Here is a 21,927-nt window from a genome sequence, read left to right as displayed (position 1 = left end):
GAATGATCGGGGTGTCGTCGCCGGGGAAGTTGTACTTGTCCAGCAGCTCGCGGACTTCCATTTCGACCAGTTCCAGCAGCTCTTCGTCATCCACCATGTCGCACTTGTTCAGGAACACGATGATGTAGGGAACGCCAACCTGACGGGCCAGCAGGATGTGCTCGCGGGTCTGGGGCATTGGGCCGTCAGCGGCCGAGCAAACCAGGATGGCGCCGTCCATTTGAGCGGCGCCGGTGATCATGTTCTTCACATAGTCAGCGTGGCCGGGGCAGTCAACGTGCGCGTAGTGGCGGTTGGCGGTTTCGTATTCGACGTGCGAGGTATTGATGGTGATACCGCGGGCCTTTTCTTCAGGCGCCTTGTCGATTTCGTCGTACTTCTTGGCTTCGCCACCAAACTTGGCCGACAGAACGGTTGCGATGGCAGCCGTCAGGGTCGTCTTGCCATGGTCAACGTGACCAATGGTGCCCACGTTGACGTGGGGCTTGGTGCGCTCGAATTTTCCTTTTGCCATTTTTCCGACTCCGAAAAAAATCTTTAACTACACAACAGGACTCGGCGCAACCATCTAGCGGAAGCACCAGAAAGCTGGTGCCCATGGCGGGAATCGGACCCGCGACCTCTCCCTTACCAAGGGAGTGCTCTGCCACTGAGCCACATGGGCATTCAAATCGCCTTGCGGCCATTCGAAAGAAATAACGCTACACACAATTTGGAGCGGGAGACGGGAATCGAACCCGCGTCATTAGCTTGGAAGGCTAGGGTTCTACCATTGAACTACTCCCGCACTTCTCTGTGCGTCGATGCGGGCATTCGCATCTATCAAACTCTTCAACCAAAACTGGTGGAGGGGACTGGATTCGAACCAGTGTAGGCGTAAGCCAACAGATTTACAGTCTGCCCCCTTTAGCCACTCGGGCACCCCTCCGAAGAATTCGATTGTAGCAGCATTTTTGAGACCAAAAACAAATCTGCTATTTTTTCGCCCTGTTTTGCACTTTCGCGCAAGACTGGTGCGGCTGGCGGGGATCGAACCCACGACCCTTGGCTTCGGAGGCCAATACTCTATCCACTGAGCTACAGCCGCCCCGGACCGAGGTCCAAAGCAAGCGCGCATTGTCGCACGACTTTGCGCGAAATTCACACAAGCGGGTCGACATATCCGCAAGGAACGCGCGCATCGCCGGGCTGCGGGCACGGAACGGATGCGGCCTCTTCGAAAGCCGCGCGCACCGCCGCCTGCGGCAGGCCCGCACCGATCAGATAGACCTGTATGGCCGCAAAGCCGTCCCTCTCCAGATCAAAGCCTTCGAGGCCCAGCAACCAGGAGTGGATCAACCCGTCGACCAGCGAACGCAGGCCGGTCGCAAGCAATTGCGGCGAATGACGCAACTCCAGCCCCCCATGCTCAGCGGCGGCCGCGAAATCAAGCGCCAGCTGGCGCGTGAAGTCATTGAGCGAGGAGGTATGCCGGACCTGCAATGCCGCGAGCTCGCCGACGAACTCCACGCGGTGCTTCATGATGGTGAAGACCCGGCAGATGCGCTCATCGGTCACCAGACCGTGCAGCAGCAAATACATCACCCGACACATGCGCGGCAAGGGCGCGGCATCGGCAAACTGCCCCACGCCGCCATACATGATCTGGTCGAGCGGCATGGCGACACGGTCGATCATGGCGTTGAACAGGTCGAGCTTGTCCTTGAAGTGCCAATAGACCGCGCCACGCGTCGCCCCCGCCTGCTTGGCAATGGCCGCCAGCGATGACTGCGAAACACCCTGCGCCAGGAAAACCTGCTCGGCGGCGTCCAGCAAGGCATTGCGCGTCGCCACCGCATCTTCTTTGGTTCTACGGGCCATGACACTTCTCCCATTTTCAATCGTGCACCCCTGGCGCACTGAGGTCACAATGTCCTCAATCCAGGCAGGGGTCTTATTATACATTCATGAATGTATGTACAATCGCCAAGCTCATTTCAGGGGCATTGCGGGCCTGTGCTCGTCATATTGACATGCACGCCGTCCATGCTCCGACGCTGATTCATCCCTAGGAAAAAACCATGCACAGCACGCGCAATGCGCCCGACGCCCAACCTCCCCGTCGCCTATACCGCCACGCCTGCCTGGCACTGGCCGTTTCGGCAGCGCTCACGCTGGTCGCATGCGGCGACAAGCCTGCGCAAGGCCAGCCGCCCGCGGCAGGCGCCCAGGCACCCCAGGTGCAGGTCGGCGTCGTGGTGGCCACGCCCGGCGACATCGGCCTGGTGACGGAATTGCCTGGTCGCGTCGAAGCATCGCGCGTGGCCCAGGTGCGCGCGCGCAGCGCCGGCATCCTGCTCGAGCGTCTGTACCGCGAAGGCAGCGACGTCAAGGCCGGCCAGACGCTGTACCGCATCGACGCCGCGTCCTATGAAGCCACGGCGCAAAGCGCACGCGCCGCATTGGCCCGCTCGGAAGCCAATCTCGCGCAGGCCGCGGCCCAGCTCGAACGCTACAAGCCCCTGGTCGCCGCCAATGCGATCAGCAAGCAGGACTTCGTGAACGCCGAAGCCGCATACAAGCAGGCGCTGGCCGATGTCGCCGCCGGCAAGGCCAATGTGCGCTCGGCCGACATCAGCCTCGGCTATGCCAAGGTCACCGCGCCGATCTCGGGGCGCATCGGCCAGTCGCTGGTCACCGAAGGCGCGCTGGTCGGTCAGGGCGAAGCCACTCCGCTGGCCGTGATCCAGCAGATCGACCCGGTCTATATCAACTTCACCCAGTCGTCGAGCGAAGCTTTCAAGCTGCGCAAGGCCATGGCCGAAGGCCAGCTCAAGAAAGCCTCGGGCAACGATGCGGCAAGCGTGAAGGTGATTCTGGAAGACGGCAGCATCTACGAACGCGCGGGCAAGCTGCTGTTCACCGACCTGTCCGTGGACAGCACGACCGGTCAGGTCACGCTGCGCGCCGAAGTGCCCAACCCCCAGGGAATGCTGCTGCCCGGCCTCTACGTGCGCGTGCAGGTCGAGCAGGCCCAGGCCGTGAACGCCATCTCCCTGCCCCAGCAGGCCGTGACGCGCAGCGAAAACGGCGACACCGTGTCGGTGGTCGGTGACGACGGCAAGATCTCCCAGCGCAGCATCAAGGTCAGCGCGGCGCAAAACCAGCAATGGATCGTGCTCGACGGCCTCAAGGCCGGCGAGAAGGTCATGGTCGACGGCTTCCAGAAATTGCAGATGCTGCCACCCGGCACGCCCGTCACTCCGGTGCCGTGGCATGCGCCCGGCACCGCGCCGGCGGCAGCAGCCCCGGCAGAACCCGCTGCGGCCGCACCCGCAGCGGCAGCTCCCGCGGCTGACAAGTAAAGGCGTCCGTCATGGCCAAGTTTTTTATTGAGCGCCCCATCTTTGCCTGGGTGATCGCGCTGTTCATCATCGTGATGGGCGCGGTATCACTCACGCAGCTGCCGATTGCGCAATACCCTCCCGTGGCCCCTCCGGCCATCGTCATCAGCACCGCCTATCCCGGTGCCTCCGCCCAGGTGCTCGAGGACAGCGTGCTGTCCGTGATCGAGCGCGAGATGAACGGTTCGCCCGGACTGCTCTATATGGAGTCCACCGCCCAGGCCAACGGCACGGGTTCGATCACCGTGAGCTTTGCGCAGGGAACCAATCCCGAGCTGGCCCAGGTCGACGTGCAAAACCGCCTGTCGCGCGCCACGCCGCGCCTGCCCGCAGCCGTGACCCAGCAGGGCGTGAAGGTCGACAAGTCGTCGGCCAACTTCCTGCTGTTCGCGATGCTGGCGTCGAAGAACCCCGACTGGGATACGACGGCGCTGGGCGATTACGCGACGCGCAACCTGGTGCCCGAACTCCAGCGCGTCACCGGCATCGGTCAGGTGCAGCTGTTCGGCTCCGAACAGGCCATGCGCATCTGGATCGACCCCGCCAAGCTGCAGGGCTTCAACCTGTCCTCGGCGGACGTCACGACCGCCATCCAGTCGCAGAACGCCCAGGTCGCGTCCGGCGCGATCGGCGAGCTGCCCAACATCACGGGCCAGAGCATCTCGGCCACGGTCACCGTGCGCGGCCAGCTGTCCACGCCCGAGCAGTTCGGCAACATCGTGCTGCGTGCCCAGGCCGACGGCTCGACCGTGCGCCTCAAGGATGTGGCACGCATTGAAATCGGCTCGCAAAGCCTGTCGACTTCGGCCCGCCTGAACGGTCAGCCCGCCGTCGGCATCGGCGTCCAGCTGTCGCCTACGGGCAATGCGCTGGCCGCCGCCAAGGATGTGCGCGCCAAGCTCGAGGAACTGGAGAAATTCTTCCCTGAAGGGGTCGAATGGTCGATTCCCTACGACAGCTCGAACTTCGTGAGCATCTCGATCAAGCAGGTCGCCCAGACCCTGGTCGAAGCCGTGGCGCTGGTGTTCCTGGTGATGTTCCTGTTCCTGCAGAACTGGCGCTACACCATCATTCCGACCATCGTCGTGCCCATTGCCCTGCTGGGCACCTTTGCCACGCTGCTGGCCCTGGGCTTCTCGATCAACGTGCTGACCATGTTCGGCATGGTGCTGGTGATCGGCATCGTGGTCGATGACGCCATCGTGGTGGTCGAGAACGTCGAGCGCATCATGGAAGAGGAAAAGCTGCCGCCGCGCGCCGCAACGCGCAAGGCCATGGGCCAGATCTCGGGCGCCATCATCGGCGTGACCGTGGTGCTGATCTCGGTGTTCGTGCCGCTGGCCTTCTTCGCCGGCTCCACCGGCAACATCTACCGCCAGTTCGCCACCGTGATGGTCGCCTCGATCGCCTTCTCGGCGTTCATGGCGCTGTCGCTGACGCCCGCGCTGTGCGCCACGCTGCTCAAGCCCGTCGACCATGACGCCAAGAAGAACAAGTTCTTCACCTGGTTCAACCGCCGCTTCAGCCAGACCGCCAAGGGCTATGAAAGCGTGGTCGCGCGCATGCTCAAGAAGGCCGCGCGCTATCTGATCATCTACGCCGCCATCCTCGGCGCCGTGGCGCTGGTCTACAAGAACCTGCCCACGTCCTTCCTGCCCGGTGAAGACCAGGGCACGGTCATCGCCAACGTCCAGCTGCCACCTGGCGCGACGCTGCAGCGGACCCAGGCCGTGATGGAGGAAGTGGAGAAATTCACGCTGCAGCAGCCCGAAGTCGCGAGCATGGTCAGCGTGCTGGGCTTCAGCTTCTCGGGCCAGGGACAGAATGCCGGCCTGGCGTTCATCACGCTCAAGGACTGGAGCGAACGCGCCGCGGCCTCGCAATCCGCGGACGCGCTCGCGGGCCGCATCATGGGTGCGATGTCCGGCGTGCGCGACGCCTTCGTGTTCGCGCTGAGCCCGCCGCCCATTCCCGAGCTGGGCAACTCGTCGGGCTTCACCCTGCGCCTGCAGGACCGTGGCAGCAACGGCCATGCCGCGCTGGTGAACGCCCGCAACCAGTTGCTGGGCATGGCCTCGCAAAGCAAGGTGCTGACACAGGTGCGTCCGGACGGCCTGGAAGACGCGCCCCAGCTGCAGATCGACATCGACCGCGACAAGGCCAGCGCCCTGGGCGTGGCGTTCAGCGCGATCAACACCACGCTGTCCACGGCGCTGGGTTCGAGCTACGTCAATGACTTCCCGAACAAGGGCCGACTGCAGCGCGTGATCGTGCAGGCCGATGCGCCCGCGCGCATGCAGGCCGAAGACCTGATGCAGTTGACGGCGCCGAACAGCCTGGGCCAGCCCGTGCCGTTCTCGACCTTCGCCACCACGCGCTGGGTCCTGGGCGCGCAGCAGACCCTGCGCTACAACGGCTACCCCGCGATGAAGATCACGGGCGTGCCCGCCCCGGGCTACAGCACGGGTGACGCGATGGCGGAAATGGAACGCCTGGTCGGTCAGTTGCCCGAGGGCTTCGGCTACGAATGGACAGGCCAGTCGTATGAGGAAAAGCTTGCGGGCTCGCAGTCGCTGATCCTCTACAGCTTCGCCATCCTGGCCGTGTTCCTGTGCCTGGCCGCGCTGTACGAAAGCTGGACGATTCCGCTGGCGGTGATTCTGGTCGTGCCCCTGGGCGTGCTCGGGGTGGTGGTGGCCACGCTGATGCGCGGCTACGCCAACGACGTGTACTTCCAGGTCGGGCTGATCACCATCATCGGCCTGACGGCGAAGAACGCGATTCTGATCATCGAGTTCGCCAAGGACCTGCAAGCCCAGGGCAGGACGGTCATTCAGGCCGCGCTCGAAGCCGCCCACCTGCGCTTTCGCCCGATCATCATGACGTCGCTGGCCTTCGGCCTGGGCGTGGTGCCGCTGGTCCTGGCCTCGGGCGCGAGCTCGGCCAGCCAGCGTGCGATCGGCACCGGCGTGCTCGGCGGCATCTTCACCGGCACGGTGCTGGCGGTGTTCTTCGTGCCCGTCTTCTTCGTGATCGTCCGCTCGCTCTTCAAGGGCAAGAAGCACGCCGAGGACATCGATCCTCCCCAGGCTGCTGCCCACAACCCGGAGGCCCTGCGCCATGATTAACCGCTGCACTCCCGTAGCGCTGGCAGCGGCCCTGCTGATGGCCGGCTGCTCGTTCATTCCCACCTACGAGCGCCCCACGGCGCCCGTGCCGGCCGCCTACCACAGCGCGGCGCAAGAGGCCGCGACGGCCGGCGCCCAGGCCGCGGCCACCCTGGCCTGGCAGGAATACTTCACCGATCCGCGCCTGCAGCAACTGATCGGCCTGGCGCTGGCCAACAACCGTGACCTGCAGGTCGCGGTGCTCAATATCGAGCAGGCCCGGGCCCAGTACCGGATCACGCGCGCCGACCAGTTCCCGACCATCCACGGCGGCATGACGGCTTCGCGCACGCCCGATACGGCCAACAGCGGCTACACCAACGCCTATAGCGTGGGACTGCAGACCACGGCCTGGGAGCTCGACTTCTTCGGCCGCGTCGGCAGCCTCAAGCAGCAGGCACTGGCCCAGTACCTTGCGACCGAGGAAGGCATGCGCGCCACGCAGGTAAGCCTGGTGGCGTCCGTCGCCAACGCCTGGTACACGCTGCTGGCCGACGAGGAACTGCTCGCGATTTCGCGCCGCACGCTCGAGACCCGCGAAGCGTCGGTCGATCTGACTCGGCTGCGCTTCGATGCCGGTGCGACCTCCGAGCTCGACTACCGCCAGGCGGTGTCGCTGACCGAAGCCGCGCGCGCCACGCTCGCGCAGCAGCAGCGCCAACGCGCGCTCGACGCGAATGCGCTGGCCCTGCTGCTGGGCCAGTCGCTGCCGCCCGAAGTCAATGCCGGCCTCGCGGACACGCGCCTGAACCAGGCGCCTGCGCTGGCCCCGCTGCCCGCAGGCCTGCCGTCGGACCTTCTGATCCAGCGGCCGGACATCCGCCAGGCGGAACAGCTGCTGATCGGCGCCAACGCCAACATCGGTGCGGCGCGCGCGAATTTCTTCCCGCGCATCGCGCTCACCGCGCAGGTCGGCACGGCCAGCAGCGAACTCTCGGGGCTGTTCAAGAGCGGCTCCTGGGGCTTCTCGCTCGCACCGTCGGCGCTGCTGCCGATCTTTGACGCGGGCCGCAACAGCGCCAACCTCGACGCGGCCCAGGTGGGTCGCCAGATCGCCGTCGCCCAGTACGAGAAAGCCATCCAGACCGCATTCCGCGAAGTCTCGGATGCACTCGACAGCCAGGCCTCGCTGCGCGAGCAGGACCGCGCCCAGCGTGCCCAGCTCGAGGCCGAGACCGTGCGCCTGAAGCTCTCCGATCTGCGCTACAGCAATGGCGTGTCCAGCTACCTCGATCTGCTCGACGCCCAGCGCACGCTGTTCGCGCTCGAGCAGTCCGTGGTGCAGGTGCGCCTGGCCCAGGTGCAGAACCAGTTGCTGCTGTACAAGGCGCTGGGCGGCGGCGTCGCTTCACCCACGCCGCTGGCAAGCACCGCGCAGGCCCCTGGCACGCCACGTTGAAATCCGTACGCGCCTGCGCCAACGCGGCGCGCAGCAAAGGCCATGACCTGCGGGGCATGGCCTTTTTTCTTGCGCCAGATCATGTCCCGCGCAGCTTGGTTGCCGTAGTGCACACGCACGGGGAAACGCGCAGCAGCCAGACACAAGGTGCCCCATATAATTCCCTGCTGAAATATATCCCTAATAACACTGAGGACGTCATGAGCGCCAATCCCCACGAAGAAGCACATGCAGGCCCGATCAAGAACCCCAAGCAGTTGCTGATCGCCGTGTTTCTCTCTTTTGTGATTCCGGTCCTGGTCATCATCGGCCTGGTCATGTTCGTCAACTCCGGCAGCAAGCCCGGCCCGGGCGCCGCCAATCCGGAGATGGCCAAGGCCCAGCGTCTGCAAAAAGTGGGGCAGGTCGAGATCCGTGACGCCAACCGGCCGCTGCGCGGCGGTGAAGCCGTCTACAACGGCCAATGCGCTGCCTGCCATGCGGCCGGTGTCGCCGATGCACCCAAGTTCGGCGATACCGCCGCCTGGGGCCCGCGTCTGGCGCATGGCTTCGAGGCAATGGTCGAAGCCGCGCTCAAGGGCAAGGGCGCGATGGCACCCCAGGGTGGCGGCGATTTCAACGACACGGAAATCGCGCGCGGCGTGGTGTTCATGGCCAACGCGGCCGGCGCGAAGTTCGACGAGCCGCAGGCGCCCGCGGCCGAAGGCGAAGGCGAAGGCGAAGGCGAAGGCGAAGCGGCGAAGTAATACCGCAGCGCTTCGCGCCAGCGATCAAGAGGCCTTGGGCCTCTTTTCACTAGGCCGGAGTTTGCTGCTGCGCCGGGCTGCGCACGAAATGAAAGCGCGCGGGCAGGCTGCCCGCCAGCACGTCCTCCTGCGGCCAGCGCTGCTGCTCGAGCCCGTCGGCCACCAGGCCCACATCCTGGCTGTGCACCAGCCCCAGGCCCAGCTCGGTCGCGAGGTAGACCCGGCCCTGCTCGTCGACCAGGCAGGCCTGGGGCGTGGCCAGCGCGCCGGTCTGCGCCTGCACCTGGCCGCCCGGCTGCAGCCGCCAGACGAACGGCGCGGCTTCGAGCTCCACATAGACGCGCTGCGGCCCGTTCTGGAAAAACCAGCGGCCGAGATCATCGCGCGCATAGTTGCGCGCAATGAAGGCCAGCAGCTTCTCATGCACCAGAAGTGATCCCTTGCTTTCATCGAACGTTCCGAGCGCCTGCACCGCATCGTCACGCAGAAACCACTGGCCGCGCGCATCAAGCCCGAGCCAGCCGAAACAATCGGGCACGTTCGGCCATTTGGCCATGGCCTGTTTCACGATATCGTCCATCACCGTCTCCTTCGGTTCGCGGCCTGATCCTACCTACCCTTGCCAGGGTAGATGCGGCACAATCTGCAGCATCGGCAGCCACCGCTGCCACCTCGCCCGTCACCGGGCGCCAGCACAAGCCTACTATGAAACGCCTACTCGCCATCCTGTTCACGACCCTGGCCCTTACCGGCTGCGGCTACAACGATTTCCAGCGCCTGGACGAACAATCCAAGGCCGCCTGGAGCGAAGTGCTCAACCAGTACCAGCGCCGCGCCGACCTGGTGCCGAACATCGTCGCCACCGTCAAGGGCCAGGCCAATTTCGAACAGGAGACGCTGACCCAGGTCATCGAAGCGCGCGCCAAGGCCACGTCGATCCAGGCCACGCCCGAGCTGATCAACGACCCCGCGGCATTCGCCAGATTCCAGCAGGCCCAGGGCGAGCTCTCGGGCGCGCTGTCGCGGCTGATGATGGTCTCCGAGCGCTACCCGCAGCTGCAGGCCAACGAGGGCTTTCGCGACCTGCGCGTGACGCTCGAAGGCACGGAGAACCGCATCACCGTGGCGCGCAACCAGTACATCCAGACCGTGCAGTCCTACAACGTGCTCGCGCGCAGCTTCCCGACCAACCTCACGGCGAAGGTCTTCAGCTACGCGCCCAAGCCGAACTTCACGGTGCAAAACGAAGCCCAGATCTCCACGCCACCGAGCGTGGACTTCTCGGCGCCCGCTCCCGCACGCTGATCAGGCTTCACCATGCCGTTCACGCTGGCCTGGCGCTGGCTGCTACCCCTGCTGCTCATCGCCTGCGCGCCGCTGCAGCTCGCAGCGCAAGCTCTGCAACCCGTGCCGGCCCTCACAGCCCGGGTCATCGATCAAACCGCCACGCTCACGCCTGACGACCGCAGCGCGCTTGAAGCGCAGCTCGCTGCCATCGAAAGCCAGCACGGCTCGCAGATCGCGGTGCTGATGGTCGCCACCACCGCGCCTGAAGACATCGCGGCCTATGCGTACCGCGTGGCCAGCGACTGGAAGATAGGCCGGCGCGAAGTCGGCGATGGCCTGCTGGTCGTGGTCGCCAAGGACGACCGGCGCATGCGCATCGAAGTCGCGCGCACGCTCGAAGGCGCGATTCCCGACATCGCGGCGGCCCGCATTCTCGATGAAACCATGCAGCCGCGCTTTCGTGCGGGCGACTATGCCGGCGGGCTGAGCGCAGGGCTCACGCAGGTCGCCGCGCTGATCGCGGGCGAACAGCTGCCCCCGCCCAAGAAGTCCCAGTCCCAGGCCAGGGACGGACTCGACCTCGAGTCGCTGGCGATCTTCCTGTTCATTGCCGTTTCTGTGCTGCGGCCGCTCGCGCGGCGCATCTTCGGCAACCGCTTCGGCGCCGTGTTGATGGGCGCGGGCACGGGCGCAGTCGCCTTCTGGCTCACGACCAGCCTACTGCTCGCCGGCGGCGCCGGGGTCGCGGCCCTGCTGATCACGCTGCTGTCCAACGGCAAGAGCACGCACATCGGTGGCGGTGGCTTTGGCGGCGGCTTCGGCGGCGGCCGTGGTGGTGGCTTCGGTGGCGGCGGGTTCGGCTCCGGCGGCGGCGGCAGTTTTGGCGGCGGCGGCGCCTCGGGGAGGTGGTGAACATGCGCAACGGGATACAACGCCTCGCACGCCTGCTGCGCCACCGCTGGACCGAGGGCCGGATGCAGGCCGCCCTGCCCGACGAATTGCTCGAGCGCCTGGGCCGGCGCGTCGCCGCGAGCGAACAGCGCCACACGGGCGAGATCCGCATCTGCGTCGAAGCCGGACTGCCGCTGTCCTATGTGTGGCGCGATGCCACGGCGCGCGAACGCGCCGTGGCACTGTTCGGCAAGCTGCGCGTCTGGGACACCGAGCACAACAACGGCGTGCTGATCTATCTGCTGCTGGCCGACCACGCGATCGAGATCATTGCCGACCGCGGCCTGACGCGCGCCATTGCCGCCGACACCTGGGAAAAACTGGTGCAGGAAATGGGCACGGCGTTCCACGATGGCCACTACGAAGACGGCCTGACCCAGGCCCTGGCCCATGTCACGGCATTGCTGCACCAGCACTTTGCGACCGATGGAAATGCCCCGGCAGCGCCGCAGACCGACGGACTGCCCGATGCGCCGGTGCGCCTGCGCACAGGCCGCGACTTCCCGTCCTGACGCGCAGCAAGGTGCAGGCTGCGTCACTCCTGTCACGGCATGTGATAGCGTTGCCGCATTCCATTTCCCATTTCCATTACCGGAGCTTTCCATGAAAACATTGGCAGTCATCGCGCTCGGCGCGACCCTCGGCCTGGCCGGCTGTGCCAGCCTGGGCCACGACAGCACCCAGCCTCCCGTGGTCTATGACTATGTGCTGAGCTGCAAGCTCAAGGAAGATGATCCGCGCAAGTGCGAAGCCCAGGTCAAGGCCCTGTGCCCCAACCCGGAAACCGCCCAGCTGCACAAGCGCCGCGTGGTCGACCCCAAGGACAATGCCGTGGTCTACGTGTACCAGGCAAGATGTGACACCCCCTGAGCCGCTTCCCCTGAACAAGGGACGCAAGAGAGCCCTCCCCTCGGTGCGCAGTGGACTAGACAGCCCTTCCTCGCTGCCCCCTTGCTGGTGCACGCCAGTTTCAACGGCTCCGCGACATGCCATGACTCGCCTTTTGAATGCTGCTGGCGTAAAAAAACCGCTCCGAGGAGCGGTTTTTTGTTGTGCGCCGAAAGCTTACCGTTTCTGGCGGAACTTGCGCAGGGCAGCGATCTGGGCGGCCATGACGGCCAGCTCGGACTGGGCCTTGGCCAGGTCCAGCTCGCCCTTGGCATTCTTCAGTGCTTCCTCGGCGGCGGCCTTGGCCTTGTTGGCCTTTTCGTCGTCGAGGTCCTTGCCACGGATGGCCGTATCGGACAGTACCGTGACGCAGTTGGGCTGCACTTCGAGGATGCCGCCGGCCACGAAGACGAACTCTTCGCTGCCGTCCGCCATCTCGATGCGCACCGAGCCGGGCTTGATGCGCGTGATCAGCGGGGTATGGCGCGGGTAAATGCCCAGTTCGCCAGCTTCCCCGGGCAGCGCGACGAAACGCGCTTCACCCGAGAAGATAGCTTCTTCGGCACTGACCACATCAACGTGGATGGTGTTCATCTTTGCTCCTAAAGGTTAAGACTGGGCTGGGGGACAAGGGCCCTTGCGGGCCCCGGTGCCTCAAGCTGCCAGCTTCTTGGCCTTTTCGAAGGCTTCGTCGATGGTGCCAACCATGTAGAACGCCTGCTCGGGCAGGTGATCGCACTCGCCGGCCACAATCATCTTGAAGCCGCGGATGGTTTCCGCCAGGGGAACGTACTTGCCAGGTGCGCCAGTGAACACTTCGGCGACGTGGAAAGGCTGCGACAGGAAACGCTGGATCTTGCGCGCGCGGGCCACGGCCAGCTTGTCTTCAGGTGCCAGTTCGTCCATGCCCAGAATGGCGATGATGTCGCGCAGTTCCTTGTAGCGCTGCAGCGTGCCTTGCACGTCGCGGGCCACCTTGTAGTGCTCTTCACCCACCACTTGGGGGTCCAGCTGACGGCTGGTCGAATCCAGGGGATCCACTGCGGGGTAGATACCCAGCGAAGCGATGTCACGCGACAGCACGACCGTGGAATCCAAGTGGGCAAACGTCGTTGCAGGCGAAGGATCGGTCAAGTCATCGGCAGGCACGTAAACGGCCTGGATGGACGTGATCGAACCGACCTTGGTCGACGTAATACGCTCTTGCAGACGGCCCATTTCTTCGGCCAGCGTAGGCTGGTAGCCCACAGCCGAAGGCATACGACCCAGCAGAGCGGACACTTCGGTACCGGCCAGCGTGTAGCGGTAGATGTTGTCCACGAAGAACAGCACGTCCTTGCCTTCGTCACGGAAAGCTTCGGCCATGGTCAGACCGGTCAGCGCGACGCGCAGACGGTTGCCTGGTGGCTCGTTCATCTGGCCGTAGACCATCGCCACCTTGGACTCGTTCAGGTTCTCCTGGTTCACGACGCCCGCATCGGACATTTCGTGATAGAAGTCATTGCCTTCACGGGTACGCTCGCCCACACCAGCGAACACCGACAGACCGCCGTGGCCCTTCGCGATGTTGTTGATGAGTTCCATCATGTTCACGGTCTTGCCCACACCGGCGCCACCGAACAGACCCACCTTGCCGCCCTTGGCGAAAGGAGAGATCAAGTCGATCACCTTGATGCCGGTTTCCAGCAGTTCCTGCGAAGGCGACAGTTCGTCGTACGCAGGAGCCGTGCGGTGGATGGGGGCCGTCGAAGTCTGGTCCACGGGACCGCGTTCGTCGATGGGCGCGCCGAGCACGTCCATGATGCGGCCCAGGGTCGCCTTGCCCACGGGCACGGTGATGGGAGCGTGGGAGTTGCTGACCATCAGGCCGCGACGCAGGCCGTCGGACGAACCCAGCGCGATGGTACGCACAATGCCGTCACCCAGCAGTTGTTGCACTTCCAGCGTCAGGTTGGTGCCTTCGAGCTTGAGGGCGTCGTACACCTTGGGCATTGCGTTGCGGGGAAACTCAACGTCCACCACAGCGCCAATACATTGAACAATCTTGCCTTGCACTTGAGCCATTTTTTGCTCCAATAAGTTTGTCGGTTGAGCTGCTTACACAGCGGCGGCGCCGGCAACGATTTCCGACAACTCTGTCGTGATCGCTGCTTGACGCGTCTTGTTGTAGACCAGCTTCAACTCGCTAATGACGCTGCCTGCGTTGTCGGTTGCGGCCTTCATGGCCACCATGCGCGCCGATTGCTCGGACGCCATGTTGTCGGCAACTGCCTGGTAAATCAGGGACTCCACGTAGCGAACCAGCAACTCGTCGATGACGGCTTGCGCATCGGGTTCGTAGATGTAATCCCAGCTGGTACCAGACGTCTGTTCAGCCTGCATTTGCGCGGACGACAGGGGCAACAACTGCTCCACGACCGATTCCTGCTTCATGGTGTTGATGAAGCGGGTGTAGCTCAGGTACACCTTGCTTATCTTGCCTTCGGCATACGCGTCCAGCAGCACCTTCACAGGGCCGATCAGATTTTCCAGATGTGGCGTGTCGCCCAGACCCGTGACATGCGAAACCACCTTGGCGCCGACACGGTTCAAGAAGCCCAGACCCTTGCTGCCAATGGCCACGGCCTCCGAGGAGATGCCCTGGTCCTGCAATTCACGCAGCTTGGCCGTGACGACACGCAACACGTTGGTGTTCATGCCGCCGCACAATCCCTTGTCGGTCGTCACCACGATGACGCCGACCTTCTTCGACTCGTTCACTTGCATGAACGGGTGCACGTACTCGGGATTGGCTTGGCCAAGATGGGCTGCAATGTTGCGGATCTTCTCGCTATAGGGACGAGCCGCCAGCATCCGTTCCTGCGCCTTGCGCATTTTGGATGCCGCGACCATTTCCATGGCCTTCGTGATCTTCTTGGTGTTTTCCACCGATTTGATCTTGCCGCGAATTTCCTTACCTGCTGCCATGATGGCTCCTCGTCCGGATTAAGCGAACGACTTCTTGAACGCTGCGATGGCGGCGGTCAATTCAGCTTCGGATTCCTTGTCCATGGCCTTGGTGGCATTGAGCTTTTCGATCAATGCGCCATGGCTGGTCTTGAGGAATTGGTGCAGGCCGGCTTCGAAGGGCAGCACTTGCTTGACTTCGATGTCGTCCATGTAGCCCTTGTTCACTGCGAACAGCGAAGCACCCATCAAGGCCACGGACAGCGGGCTGTACTGGGCTTGCTTGAGCAATTCGGTCACGCGGGCACCGCGGTCGAGTTGCTTGCGGGTGGATTCGTCCAGGTCGGAAGCGAACTGCGCGAACGCAGCCAGTTCACGGTACTGTGCCAGGTCGGTACGGATACCGCCGGACTGGCCCTTGACGAACTTGGTCTGGGCAGCACCACCGACGCGCGACACCGAGATACCGGCGTTGATCGCGGGACGGATACCGGCGTTGAACAGGCTGGTTTCCAGGAAGATCTGGCCGTCGGTGATCGAAATCACGTTGGTAGGCACGAAAGCCGACACGTCACCCGCCTGGGTTTCGATGATAGGCAGAGCCGTCAGCGAACCGGTCTTGCCAGTCACTGCGCCCTTGGTGAAATCTTCCACGTACTTGGCGTTCACGCGGGCTGCGCGTTCGAGCAGACGGCTGTGGAGATAGAACACGTCGCCGGGGAAGGCTTCGCGGCCTGGTGGGCGGCGCAGCAGCAGCGAAACCTGGCGGTAGGCCACGGCTTGCTTGGACAGGTCGTCATAAACGATCAGTGCGTCTTCGCCGCGGTCGCGGAAGTACTCACCCATGGTGCAGCCCGAGTAGGCCGACACGTACTGCATCGCGGCCGATTCGGCAGCGGTGGCAGCGACCACGATGGTGTAGTCCATGGCACCGGCTTGTTCCAGCGCGCGCACCACGTTCTTGACCGACGAAGCCTTCTGGCCGATCGCAACGTAGATACACGTCACGCCTTGGCCCTTCTGGTTGATGATCGCGTCGATGGCCACGGCCGTCTTGCCGGTCTGACGGTCGCCAATGATCAGTTCGCGCTGGCCACGGCCCACGGGAACCATCGAGTCGATCGACTTGATACCGGTCTGCAGCGGCTGGTCGACCGATTGACGTGCGATAACGCCCGGTGCGACCTTTTCGATCACGTCGGTCATCTTCGCATTGATCGGGCCCTTGCCGTCAATGGGGTGACCCAGCGCGTTCACAACGCGGCCGATCAGCTCGGGGCCGACGGGCACTTCCAGAATGCGGCCCGTGCACTTGACGGTATCGCCTTCGGAGATGTGCGTGTACTCGCCCAGAATCACGGCGCCGACGGAGTCGCGCTCGAGGTTCAGAGCCAGGCCGTACGAGGGCTGGCCGTCAGCGGTTGCCGGGAATTCCAGCATTTCGCCTTGCATCACGTCCGACAGGCCATGGATGCGCACGATACCGTCCGTCACCGACACCACGGTGCCCTGGTTACGGATATCGGTGCTGCCAGCCAGACCTTCGATGCGGCTCTTGATCAATTCAGAAATTTCTGCGGGATTGAGTTGCATGACTCTTTCCTTCTTTCTTTGTTTAGCCGGGACCTCAGCGCGATTAGGCAGTGAGGGCCGCTTTCATTTGTTCCAGACGGGCCTTGACCGAGGTGTCGAGCACTTCGTCACCCACGACTACGCGAATGCCACCGATCAGCGACTCATCGGACTGAACGGTGAGATGCAGCTTGCGGCCAAAACGCTTTTCCAACGAAGCGCTGAGCTCCGTCAGTGCGGCAGGCTCGATGGGGAAGGCGCTATACACCACCGCATCCGACGAGCCCGCGAGCCGGTTGACGAGACCACGAAACTGGTCTGCAACCTCGGGCAGCGCATTCACGCGGCCGTTCTCAATGATGACACGCAGGAAATTACGAGCGGCATCGGGGAGTGCCGAACGGGCGACACCCGTGAAAACGTCGAGCAGCTGCTCTTCGCTCACTTTGGGGTTGTCTGCCAGTTGGCGCAATTGCGAATCGGCGGCAACCGCCGCCAATTCCTCCACCCAGGCGACTGTGCTGTTCAAATCCGCACCGCTGGCGGTGCTGGCTTTGAACAGGGCTTCAGCGTAAGGGCGGGCAATGGTGGCGAGTTCTGCCATGTTTGCGTTTCCTTACAGCTCAGTCTTGAGGCGGTTCAGCAGATCTGCATGGACGCCGGCGTTGACTTCCTTGCGGAGAATCTGCTCGGCACCCTTGACGGCCAGCGTGGCGACCTGCTCACGCAGGACCTCGCGGGCTTGGATTGCTTGCTGCTCGGCTTCTGCACGGGCGGCTGCAATCAGCTTGTTGCCTTCTTCAGTCGCACGGGCCTTGGCCTCTTCAATGATGGACTGGGCGCGGCGGTCGGCGTCCGCAAGCCGCGATGTCGTTTCATTGCGCGTCTGGGCCAGTTCCTGCTCGACACGCTTGTTGACAGCGGTCAGTTCGGATTTGGCCTTGTCGGCAGCAGAGAGGCCATCGGCGATTTTCTGGGCTCGTTCATCCAAGGCCTTCGCGATCGGGGGCCACACGAATTTCATCGTGAACAGCACCAGGATCAGGAAGACGATGGCCTGAACGAACAGGGTCGCGTTGATACTCACGGCAACACCTTTCTATATGGGCGTTGAGGGGGAGCTTAGACCAGAGCAAACGGGTTGGCGAAAGCGAACAGCAGGGCGATGGCCACGCCGATCAGGAAAGCAGCGTCGATCAGACCGGCCAAGATGAACATCTTGGTTTGCAGTTCGTTGATCAGCTCAGGTTGACGAGCCGAAGCTTCCAGGAACTTGCCGCCCATCAAAGCGATACCGATCGAAGCGCCGATAGCGCCCAGACCAACAATCAGACCACAAGCCAGAGCGACGAGACCGAGAATGTTTTCCATGATGACTCCAGAGGATTAAAAAAGTGAAGGGAAAGAAAGAAAGGGTCAGTGGGCTTCATGTGCCTGGCCGAGATAAATCAGCGTCAGCATCATGAAAATGAAGGCCTGCAGGGTGATGATCAAAATATGGAAGATCGCCCAGATAGAACCTGCAATGATGTGCCCCACGGGGAGCAACACACCAGAGAGAGACATGGCAGCCGCACCACCCATCAGGGCAATCAGCATGAATACCAACTCACCAGCGTACATGTTGCCAAACAGTCGCATGCCATGCGAGACGGTCTTGGCAACGTATTCGATGATCTGCATCAGCAGATTGACCACGCCCAGGATCAGGGCGAAGACAGGGTTCTTGCTGGTGCCGAAAGGCGCGGTCACCAGTTCGTGGGCCCAGCCGCCGGCGCCCTTGATCTTGACGCTGTACCAGAAGCACAGCAACAGAACGGCGAACGACAGACCCAGGGTGGTCGAGAGGTCGGCGGTAGGCACGACGCGCAGATAGGCGTGGCTGTCACCGGTCGCGCCCTGCCACAGCACGGGCAGCAGGTCGACGGGCAGCAAGTCCATCGCGTTCATGACGAAAATCCAGACGAACACCGTCAGTGCCAGCGGCGCAATGAACTTGCGGCTTTCGGCATTGTGGATGTTGGCCTTGGCCTGGTTGTCGACCATTTCGACCAGCAGCTCGACGGCTGCCTGGAAGCGGCCGGGAACACCGGCAGTCGCCTTGCGGGCAGCCAGCCAGAGAACAAACAGGGCCAGACCACCGACGATCAGACCGACGATCACGGAGTCATAGTTGACCACCGAGAAATCGACGATGCTCGTCTGCTTGATGTTCTGGAGATGCTGCAAGTGGTGAACGATGTATTCACTTGCAGTTGGTGCGTGCGCGTCTGCGGCCATCGGACAACTCTTCTCTCAATATCAATCGGTTTTTCGGACACCGGAGCGCCGCAGGAGCAGCGCAATCCAGTACGTTTTCATCGTGACCACCATGCCGGCCAGCAAAGCCAACCAGCTCAATCCTGCAACCAGTTTTGGCGCCATTGCCAACATCGCAATACACAACATCAGCTTCGCCAATTCCCAGCCGAAGAACCCGACCATCGCCGCGCCCGCATGGGGCGCCGCCTGCTGGCGTGCCAGGCCGCGCGCAAACAACGCTGCGGGCAGCACCACCGCCAGGGCGCCGTAGGCTGCCGACCAGCCCACCGAGGGCTTGCCGCTCACCAGCCACGCCAGCGCCGACACCAGCACACCTATCAGGACCTGCCCCGCCACCACACGCCACGGTGACACCGGCGGATTGCGCTGGCGCCACTGCTGCGCTTCTTCGGCAGTCAGGGGGTTGAAGTCAGAATCTTCGGCCTCAGCTTCAGTCTCGGGAGCGTATTTTTTTGTCATTTGGCGCCCTGTCGCAGACTGAAACTTTCACAAAGCCTCTGATTATAAGTAAAAACCCCTGCCGTAAGATAGGGGTTGTTACGGGTGTGGCCAATTTTATCTTCCGAAGGCGGTCACACCCAGGTCACACAACAATGCTGCCAAGCCTTTGCCCCGTATAGGTTTTTTCGCCCCTCTCGCAGTGCGTCGGGCCGGGGAAACATTACCGCATAACCGTCCGCCCCGACAAGGTATTAACCTTTGAAAGTCTCTGTCATGAGCTCGTCAACATCCACCCCCCCGACCACAGCCACGACCGGCAGCGCCGCCGGCGATGATGCCGTTGCGCGCAAGGACTCGCTGATCGAGTACCCGTCGCTGTTCCCTATCAAGGTCATGGGGCTGCAGCATGAGAACCTGGTGTCGTCGATCACCGCGATTGCCGAGCGCTTCGACCCGACATTCGACGCCAGCACCGTGGAACTGCGCCCGAGCAGCGCGGGCAAGTACCTGGGCGTGACCATCACCGTCACGGCCACCAGCCGCGAGCAGCTCGACGACCTGTACCGCGCACTGACCTCCGATCCCCACGTCAAAGTGGTTCTTTAAAGCACCCCCTGAGCGACTTCGTCGCTTCCCCCTCTCAACCTTCGGTGGAGGGGGACGACGCCCTCGGTGCGGGGCGGCCCTTCCTCGGCGTCCCCAGGTTGGAGCATGCCTGTTTTAGCCTTCATGGGTCTTGCGTTTGATCTCCTCTATGAGTAACAGTGCTTTTTTGGACACACGGCTGTTGGGCCGCACCGACTACCGGGCCACGGTCCAGGCCATGCAGGACCTCACGCAGCAGCGCAGCGCGGACACGCCTGACTCGCTGTGGATCTGTGAGCACGCGCCGCACTTCACGCAGGGCCTGGCGGGCAAGGCCGACCATGTATTGGTGCCGGGCGACATTCCGGTCGTGGCGACCAACCGCGGCGGCCAGGTGACCTACCATGGCCCGGGCCAGGTCGTCGCCTATCCGTTGCTCGACCTGCAGCGCCGCGGCTATTTCGTCAAGGAATACGTCTACCGCCTCGAGGAGGCCGTGATCCGCACGCTTGCGCATTTCGGCGTCACGGGCCACCGCGTCGCGGGCGCGCCCGGCATTTATGTGCGCCTGGATGATCCCTCGAGCCACGCGATGCTGGCCCAGCGCCCGCAGCTGCGCCTGCCCGGCAGCAGCGCACCCACGCCCGACTTCAGCGGCCTGGGCAAGATTGCCGCGCTGGGCATCAAGGTCAGCCGCCACTGCACCTACCACGGTCTGGCATTGAACGCGGCAATGGACCTTGAACCCTATTCGCGCATCAATCCTTGTGGCTATGCCGGGCTGCCGAGCGTGGATCTTTCTACAATCGGAGTCCAGACAACCTGGGACGAGGCTGCGCATGTGCTTGGCCGACAGCTGGAAATCCGGCTCGCCCCCTGAGAAACAAGAGCCATGAGCACCACAGACGTCGTACGCGAAGCGCAGTCCGCAGCCACCTACAACCCGCTGGCCAAGCAAAAGGCCGCGGCCAAGCTGTCGCGCATTCCCATCAAGGTCGAGCAAGGCGAAGTGCTGAAAAAGCCGGAGTGGATCCGCGTCAAGGCCGGCTCGCCGACCACGCGCTTCTACGAAATCAAGGACATCCTGCGCGAGAACAAGCTGCACACCGTCTGCGAGGAAGCGAGCTGCCCCAACATCGGCGAATGCTTCGGCAAGGGCACGGCCACGTTCATGATCATGGGCGACAAGTGCACGCGCCGCTGCCCGTTCTGCGACGTGGGCCATGGCCGGCCCGACCCGCTTGATGTCGACGAGCCGCTGAACCTCGCCAAGACCATTGCCCAGCTGCGCCTCAAGTACGTGGTGATCACCAGCGTCGACCGCGACGACCTGCGCGACGGCGGCAGCGGCCATTTCGTCGAATGCATCAAGAACATCCGCGAGCTGTCGCCAAATACGCAGATCGAGATCCTTGTTCCCGACTTCCGCGGACGCGATGACCGCGCGCTCGAGATCCTCAAGGCCGCCCCGCCCGACGTGATGAACCACAACCTCGAAACCGCGCCGCGCCTGTACAAGGAAGCGCGCCCCGGCTCCGACTACCAGTTCAGCCTGAACCTGCTGAAGAAATTCAAGGCGCTGCACCCCCAGGTGCCGACCAAGAGCGGCATCATGGTCGGCCTGGGCGAGACCGACGAGGAAATCCTGCAGGTGATGCGCGACATGCGCGCCCACGACATCGACATGCTGACCATTGGCCAGTATCTGTCGCCATCGAACAGCCATCTGCCGGTGCGCCGCTATGTGCACCCCGACACATTCAAGATGTTCGAGGAAGAAGCCTACAAGATGGGCTTTAGCCACGCAGCCGTGGGCGCCATGGTGCGCTCAAGCTACCACGCCGATGAGCAGGCGCATGGGGTAATTCCCCCCCTGAGCCGCTAGCGCGTCTTCCCCCCAAGGGGGACGGCAGCCTCGCTGCGGGGCGGCCCTTGCTCGCTGCCCCCCGCTTGGGCCGCGCCAGTTTTACAGGCCACGCGCAGGACGGGCACCAACACATTAGCGCTCACTTTGAGGCCGAAAGGCCCTTCAAAAACAAAAAGCCTTCCAATTTGGAAGGCTTTCTTCGTTGTGTCCCATCAAAAAATGCCTGGCTAACCGGCGAGCCGCTGGCTGGCAAAAAACGACTGAAGGCTTAACAGGCCCACGAGTCGCCCCACGATGAAACTGAAACCGATGGAGCACTGTTCCCACCAGGATATGTGCTGCGTCAGTGGTTGAATCATAACACGTGAATGAG

General features: G+C 63.3%; 23 protein-coding genes and 4 tRNA genes. 11 read left to right on the top strand and 16 right to left on the bottom strand.

The annotated features are described in order from the left end of the window. The 6 genes from GVL12_RS23560 to GVL12_RS23535 form a co-directional block, all read right to left on the bottom strand. The coding region (locus GVL12_RS23560) for a GTP-binding protein (RefSeq protein WP_159911515.1) at positions 1-514 on the bottom strand (514 nt) is incomplete at its 3' end. A gap of 75 nt (positions 515-589) precedes the next feature. Then, positions 590-664: transfer RNA gene (locus GVL12_RS23555), tRNA-Thr, on the bottom strand. 49 nt (positions 665-713) lie between these two features. Further along, a tRNA-Gly gene (locus GVL12_RS23550) sits at positions 714-787 on the bottom strand. 55 nt (positions 788-842) lie between these two features. After that, a tRNA-Tyr gene (locus GVL12_RS23545) sits at positions 843-928 on the bottom strand. A gap of 83 nt (positions 929-1,011) precedes the next feature. Then, positions 1,012-1,087: transfer RNA gene (locus tag GVL12_RS23540), tRNA-Arg, on the bottom strand. Between the two features lie 53 nt (positions 1,088-1,140). Continuing rightward, entirely contained in the window at positions 1,141-1,860 is a 720-nt protein-coding gene (locus tag GVL12_RS23535; RefSeq protein ID WP_159917999.1) for a TetR family transcriptional regulator, read from the bottom strand. A 200-nt stretch (positions 1,861-2,060) separates the two neighbouring features. Between GVL12_RS23535 and GVL12_RS23530 the strand changes: the two genes are divergently transcribed. The 4 genes from GVL12_RS23530 to GVL12_RS23515 all read left to right on the top strand — a co-directional run bounded on the left by GVL12_RS23530 (position 2,061) and on the right by GVL12_RS23515 (position 8,695). Continuing rightward, positions 2,061-3,344: an efflux RND transporter periplasmic adaptor subunit gene (locus tag GVL12_RS23530; RefSeq protein WP_159917998.1), complete on the top strand. Its 1,284-nt coding sequence runs from the start codon at positions 2,061-2,063 to the stop codon at positions 3,342-3,344. An 11-nt stretch (positions 3,345-3,355) separates the two neighbouring features. Next, positions 3,356-6,511: an efflux RND transporter permease subunit gene (locus GVL12_RS23525; RefSeq protein WP_159917997.1), complete on the top strand. Its 3,156-nt coding sequence runs from the start codon at positions 3,356-3,358 to the stop codon at positions 6,509-6,511. Then, positions 6,504-7,949: an efflux transporter outer membrane subunit gene (locus tag GVL12_RS23520; RefSeq protein WP_159917996.1), complete on the top strand. Its 1,446-nt coding sequence runs from the start codon at positions 6,504-6,506 to the stop codon at positions 7,947-7,949. The genes GVL12_RS23525 and GVL12_RS23520 overlap by 8 nt, the downstream gene beginning before the upstream one ends. 200 nt (positions 7,950-8,149) lie before the next feature. Continuing rightward, positions 8,150-8,695: a cytochrome c5 family protein gene (locus tag GVL12_RS23515; RefSeq protein ID WP_159917995.1), complete on the top strand. Its 546-nt coding sequence runs from the start codon at positions 8,150-8,152 to the stop codon at positions 8,693-8,695. Positions 8,696-8,744: 49 nt separating this feature from the next. Here the strand turns inward: GVL12_RS23515 and GVL12_RS23510 are convergent, their stop codons facing one another. Then, positions 8,745-9,275 carry a DUF2946 family protein gene (locus tag GVL12_RS23510; RefSeq protein WP_159917994.1) on the bottom strand — a complete coding sequence of 177 codons (531 nt, stop codon included), beginning with the start codon at positions 9,273-9,275 and terminating at the stop codon, positions 8,745-8,747. Positions 9,276-9,400: 125 nt separating this feature from the next. Between GVL12_RS23510 and GVL12_RS23505 the strand changes: the two genes are divergently transcribed. From GVL12_RS23505 to GVL12_RS23490, 4 genes are all read left to right on the top strand, one after another. After that, positions 9,401-10,000 carry a LemA family protein gene (locus GVL12_RS23505; RefSeq protein WP_159917993.1) on the top strand — a complete coding sequence of 200 codons (600 nt, stop codon included), beginning with the start codon at positions 9,401-9,403 and terminating at the stop codon, positions 9,998-10,000. 12 nt (positions 10,001-10,012) lie between these two features. After that, complete coding sequence (locus GVL12_RS23500; protein WP_159917992.1) at positions 10,013-10,894, top strand: YgcG family protein; 882 nt, start codon at positions 10,013-10,015, stop codon at positions 10,892-10,894. Positions 10,895-10,896: 2 nt separating this feature from the next. Next, a complete protein-coding gene (locus tag GVL12_RS23495) occupies positions 10,897-11,445 on the top strand; it encodes a TPM domain-containing protein (RefSeq protein WP_159917991.1) in 549 nt (182 codons plus the stop codon). 91 nt (positions 11,446-11,536) lie between these two features. Then, positions 11,537-11,803, top strand: coding sequence for a hypothetical protein (locus GVL12_RS23490; protein WP_159917990.1), 267 nt, complete (start codon positions 11,537-11,539; stop codon positions 11,801-11,803). A 195-nt stretch (positions 11,804-11,998) separates the two neighbouring features. On the opposite strand, the gene GVL12_RS23485 is transcribed toward GVL12_RS23490, so the two are convergent. From GVL12_RS23485 to GVL12_RS23445, 9 genes are read right to left on the bottom strand one after another with little or no spacing between them, the layout of a single operon-like run. Then, positions 11,999-12,415: a F0F1 ATP synthase subunit epsilon gene (locus GVL12_RS23485; protein WP_159917989.1), complete on the bottom strand. Its 417-nt coding sequence runs from the start codon at positions 12,413-12,415 to the stop codon at positions 11,999-12,001. A 60-nt stretch (positions 12,416-12,475) separates the two neighbouring features. After that, on the bottom strand, positions 12,476-13,885 hold the full coding sequence (gene atpD / locus GVL12_RS23480) for a F0F1 ATP synthase subunit beta (RefSeq protein WP_159917988.1): 1,410 nt from the start codon (positions 13,883-13,885) through the stop codon (positions 12,476-12,478). Positions 13,886-13,918: 33 nt separating this feature from the next. Then, complete coding sequence (atpG, locus tag GVL12_RS23475) at positions 13,919-14,788, bottom strand: F0F1 ATP synthase subunit gamma (RefSeq protein WP_159917987.1); 870 nt, start codon at positions 14,786-14,788, stop codon at positions 13,919-13,921. An 18-nt stretch (positions 14,789-14,806) separates the two neighbouring features. Further along, entirely contained in the window at positions 14,807-16,360 is a 1,554-nt protein-coding gene (gene atpA / locus GVL12_RS23470; protein ID WP_159917986.1) for a F0F1 ATP synthase subunit alpha, read from the bottom strand. 43 nt (positions 16,361-16,403) lie between these two features. After that, a complete protein-coding gene (locus tag GVL12_RS23465) occupies positions 16,404-16,943 on the bottom strand; it encodes a F0F1 ATP synthase subunit delta (protein WP_159917985.1) in 540 nt (179 codons plus the stop codon). 12 nt (positions 16,944-16,955) lie between these two features. Further along, positions 16,956-17,426: a F0F1 ATP synthase subunit B gene (locus tag GVL12_RS23460; RefSeq protein ID WP_159917984.1), complete on the bottom strand. Its 471-nt coding sequence runs from the start codon at positions 17,424-17,426 to the stop codon at positions 16,956-16,958. Between the two features lie 35 nt (positions 17,427-17,461). Beyond that, positions 17,462-17,710 carry a F0F1 ATP synthase subunit C gene (atpE, locus tag GVL12_RS23455; protein WP_159917983.1) on the bottom strand — a complete coding sequence of 83 codons (249 nt, stop codon included), beginning with the start codon at positions 17,708-17,710 and terminating at the stop codon, positions 17,462-17,464. Positions 17,711-17,755: 45 nt separating this feature from the next. Continuing rightward, complete coding sequence (gene atpB / locus GVL12_RS23450; RefSeq protein WP_159917982.1) at positions 17,756-18,619, bottom strand: F0F1 ATP synthase subunit A; 864 nt, start codon at positions 18,617-18,619, stop codon at positions 17,756-17,758. 21 nt (positions 18,620-18,640) lie between these two features. Then, positions 18,641-19,120, bottom strand: coding sequence for an ATP synthase subunit I (locus GVL12_RS23445; protein WP_159917981.1), 480 nt, complete (start codon positions 19,118-19,120; stop codon positions 18,641-18,643). A gap of 255 nt (positions 19,121-19,375) precedes the next feature. On the opposite strand from GVL12_RS23445, the gene GVL12_RS23440 reads away from it, so the two are divergent. From GVL12_RS23440 to lipA, 3 genes are all read left to right on the top strand, one after another. Continuing rightward, positions 19,376-19,708, top strand: a complete 333-nt coding sequence (locus GVL12_RS23440) for a YbeD family protein (protein ID WP_159917980.1) — start codon at positions 19,376-19,378, stop codon at positions 19,706-19,708. Between the two features lie 166 nt (positions 19,709-19,874). Further along, positions 19,875-20,567 carry a lipoyl(octanoyl) transferase LipB gene (gene lipB, locus GVL12_RS23435; protein WP_235033963.1) on the top strand — a complete coding sequence of 231 codons (693 nt, stop codon included), beginning with the start codon at positions 19,875-19,877 and terminating at the stop codon, positions 20,565-20,567. A 12-nt stretch (positions 20,568-20,579) separates the two neighbouring features. Continuing rightward, entirely contained in the window at positions 20,580-21,572 is a 993-nt protein-coding gene (gene lipA, locus GVL12_RS23430) for a lipoyl synthase (protein WP_159917978.1), read from the top strand. The last annotated feature ends 355 nt before the right edge of the window (positions 21,573-21,927 follow it).

This window comes from Pantoea sp. 18069 (assembly GCF_902706035.1).
Taxonomy (GTDB): Bacteria; Pseudomonadota; Gammaproteobacteria; order Burkholderiales; family Burkholderiaceae_C; genus Comamonas.
This window is presented reverse-complemented; position numbering and strand designations above follow the sequence as displayed.

What these genes read in the sequence shown, in the direction of transcription:
- GVL12_RS23535 (WP_159917999.1), bottom strand. Translation starts at nt 1,860, where the DNA reads ATGGCCCGTAGAACCAAAGAAGATGCGGTGGCGACGCGCAATGCCTTG.
- GVL12_RS23530 (WP_159917998.1), top strand. Translation starts at nt 2,061, where the DNA reads ATGCACAGCACGCGCAATGCGCCCGACGCCCAACCTCCCCGTCGCCTA.
- GVL12_RS23525 (WP_159917997.1), top strand. Translation starts at nt 3,356, where the DNA reads ATGGCCAAGTTTTTTATTGAGCGCCCCATCTTTGCCTGGGTGATCGCG.
- GVL12_RS23520 (WP_159917996.1), top strand. Translation starts at nt 6,504, where the DNA reads ATGATTAACCGCTGCACTCCCGTAGCGCTGGCAGCGGCCCTGCTGATG.
- GVL12_RS23515 (WP_159917995.1), top strand. Translation starts at nt 8,150, where the DNA reads ATGAGCGCCAATCCCCACGAAGAAGCACATGCAGGCCCGATCAAGAAC.
- GVL12_RS23510 (WP_159917994.1), bottom strand. Translation starts at nt 9,275, where the DNA reads ATGGACGATATCGTGAAACAGGCCATGGCCAAATGGCCGAACGTGCCC.
- GVL12_RS23505 (WP_159917993.1), top strand. Translation starts at nt 9,401, where the DNA reads ATGAAACGCCTACTCGCCATCCTGTTCACGACCCTGGCCCTTACCGGC.
- GVL12_RS23500 (WP_159917992.1), top strand. Translation starts at nt 10,013, where the DNA reads ATGCCGTTCACGCTGGCCTGGCGCTGGCTGCTACCCCTGCTGCTCATC.
- GVL12_RS23495 (WP_159917991.1), top strand. Translation starts at nt 10,897, where the DNA reads ATGCGCAACGGGATACAACGCCTCGCACGCCTGCTGCGCCACCGCTGG.
- GVL12_RS23490 (WP_159917990.1), top strand. Translation starts at nt 11,537, where the DNA reads ATGAAAACATTGGCAGTCATCGCGCTCGGCGCGACCCTCGGCCTGGCC.
- GVL12_RS23485 (WP_159917989.1), bottom strand. Translation starts at nt 12,415, where the DNA reads ATGAACACCATCCACGTTGATGTGGTCAGTGCCGAAGAAGCTATCTTC.
- atpD (WP_159917988.1), bottom strand. Translation starts at nt 13,885, where the DNA reads ATGGCTCAAGTGCAAGGCAAGATTGTTCAATGTATTGGCGCTGTGGTG.
- atpG (WP_159917987.1), bottom strand. Translation starts at nt 14,788, where the DNA reads ATGGCAGCAGGTAAGGAAATTCGCGGCAAGATCAAATCGGTGGAAAAC.
- atpA (WP_159917986.1), bottom strand. Translation starts at nt 16,360, where the DNA reads ATGCAACTCAATCCCGCAGAAATTTCTGAATTGATCAAGAGCCGCATC.
- GVL12_RS23465 (WP_159917985.1), bottom strand. Translation starts at nt 16,943, where the DNA reads ATGGCAGAACTCGCCACCATTGCCCGCCCTTACGCTGAAGCCCTGTTC.
- atpE (WP_159917983.1), bottom strand. Translation starts at nt 17,710, where the DNA reads ATGGAAAACATTCTCGGTCTCGTCGCTCTGGCTTGTGGTCTGATTGTT.
- atpB (WP_159917982.1), bottom strand. Translation starts at nt 18,619, where the DNA reads ATGGCCGCAGACGCGCACGCACCAACTGCAAGTGAATACATCGTTCAC.
- GVL12_RS23445 (WP_159917981.1), bottom strand. Translation starts at nt 19,120, where the DNA reads ATGACAAAAAAATACGCTCCCGAGACTGAAGCTGAGGCCGAAGATTCT.
- GVL12_RS23440 (WP_159917980.1), top strand. Translation starts at nt 19,376, where the DNA reads ATGAGCTCGTCAACATCCACCCCCCCGACCACAGCCACGACCGGCAGC.
- lipA (WP_159917978.1), top strand. Translation starts at nt 20,580, where the DNA reads ATGAGCACCACAGACGTCGTACGCGAAGCGCAGTCCGCAGCCACCTAC.